This is a genomic window from Acinetobacter sp. CFCC 11171, from assembly GCF_003268405.1.
Lineage (GTDB): Bacteria > Pseudomonadota > Gammaproteobacteria > Pseudomonadales > Moraxellaceae > Acinetobacter > Acinetobacter amyesii.
The window spans coordinates 1-2,012 of the sequence record NZ_LQXP01000079.1 but is presented as its reverse complement, the minus strand read 5'-3'; the positions used below and the strand labels follow the sequence as shown (position 1 = coordinate 2,012).

Annotated in this window: 2 protein-coding genes; both read right to left on the bottom strand. The window is 35.5% G+C overall.

Annotated elements, in window-relative coordinates; all coding sequences use genetic code 11:
• Positions 1-163: 163 nt before the first annotated feature.
• On the bottom strand, positions 164-724 hold the full coding sequence (locus AVJ20_RS17820) for a plasmid replication DNA-binding protein (protein ID WP_228157256.1): 561 nt from the start codon (positions 722-724) through the stop codon (positions 164-166).
• A gap of 60 nt (positions 725-784) precedes the next feature.
• The gene (gene repM, locus AVJ20_RS17815; RefSeq protein ID WP_111886134.1) at positions 785-1,708 is read right to left on the bottom strand and encodes a replication initiation protein RepM; all 924 of its coding nucleotides are present in this window, start codon (positions 1,706-1,708) and stop codon (positions 785-787) included.
• Between the last annotated feature and the right edge of the window lie 304 nt (positions 1,709-2,012).

The window sequence follows — 2,012 nt, the reverse complement described above, 5'->3', positions numbered from 1 at the left end:
CCTTATACGAAATGCGTTATAATTATCCTTATAATTCAACGCTGTAGTTTCTAGTTTATAGCCCGAGCATCCCTGTTCGGGCTTTTTTTATGATTTTTCACGTTCCACGCCTATTCTTTGAGCAATGTTTCACGCTTTTGATTAGCTCAGTTGAATAATGCCCTTAGCCATTCGGCAAGAAAAACCGGCTTAACCACCCTCTTTTCGGCTGCTCCGGTTCAACATGTTCCGGCACTGGAATACGCTTATTTTCCGTCTGCTCCGGAGTAGTCAATGCGTCATAGTCCGACTCAATCTCTGGCCGAGGATCTGTTGCTATATTTAGATTAGTAGATTCATTTAGCTTATTAGTATTTTCTTGTTTTGGCTGTTCTAAGGTGCCTTTAAACTCAATTCTATGAGTTAGATCTTCAATATGTTGCATCAAAGACTTTTCTCTTTGATTTGCTAAATCTAACTGATTTTTAAGTAAAGTAATCTGATCTTTTAGAACATTTTCGATCTCGGACTGTATGCGTACAGGTGCATCCTTCTGGACTTGTTCAATACGTGTACTGGACTGAACACCAGTTGGATTTCCATAAACTCTTATTAATTCCGATAGGTCTATGAGTCCATCACTATCCCTTGATAATTCACCATTTTTTATAGCTTCATAAATTGTTGTTCTAGACTTTTTAAAGGCTTTACTGGCGTCCATAACGCTGAATTTTGTTGTGTTCAATGGTGTCCCTCAGTACGTGTACAGGGATGTTCATATGACCATCCGATCTAAACATGAAGTTTATTTTGCATTAAAGCCTACTTTCTCTAGATATGGCACTAGCTCCTCAAATTTTTGTAGATCTTTTAGCATTTCAGAAATTCGAACTGCGAACTGCGAGTAGCTTTCAGTACCTTGAGAATATTTATTCATTTCTGGAAGCTCAGATAGCTTATTAGCAAAAAAATGTCGCTGCGCATCAGTAAATTTTGAGAAAATCTCAAGAGTAGTTTGCTTTTTATTGTTAGCTATAACGACTTTTTTCTGTTTAAAGGTAAATGAAAAGCCAGAAATATTACGTCCCTTTTTATGTTGCTGACATTGGACCTTAATATCTGTATGTTCATTAATTTGAGCAATAGCCAAATTTAATACTCGGTCTTTGAAATTCCCCATTCTTGTATATTCATCATCAAGAACACCTATTTTTTTCCTGAACTCTGCTAGTTCAATAATAGGAGTTTGGCCTGTACTGCGCCAAGCTATTAACAATTCATATAACCGCACAGCATACGCACTGCTGAGATTACTAATTTGTTGTAATTCATATTTAGTAAATTGCTCTTCTAAACGTGTAATAAGTGGGACGATTGCAGGAGCAAATATTAACTTCACGGTTGCTTCATCATCGATATATCTAATCTCGCTGACCCAGCGGCTTAAAACATTTTCTACATTTCCTCTCTTATTGATTTCTTGATAGCTAAATTGGCGTACGAATAGATCTTTACAAGCATCTTTTAACGCTTGGTACGCTGTTTGTCTTGCAACATTAAATTGATTTACATAGCTCTCAGCATGGACTTCTAATGGATCATTGGCATTAATGCCTCGACCACTATCTCTTGCTTCAACAATAGCTAATAAGATTAAACGCTGTTCTACTAAATCTAAGTTATAACTCGCATTAATTAATGCATTATCTTTAACTACTAAATCCCGCACTTTATTTATCTATCTTATTAGTTATGAATATAAGTCTATATTAATAAATCTGTAGATTAATGCAAGGTAAACGTGGTTAAATCTACAAAATAAACAAGGTAGACTTGTGGTAGGTAAACGTAGTCATATTGGTAGGTAAACGTAGTCATATTGGTAGGTAAACGTAGTCATATTGGTAGGTAAACGTAGTCATATGAAGTCTAGAAGCCTTTATTTACAAGGCTTTCAGCTTACCTAAAAGTATTTAAAAACTTTAAAATAATTAAAAGCCCAGGCAAGGAAAAATTGCCCTATGTTTTCGCTA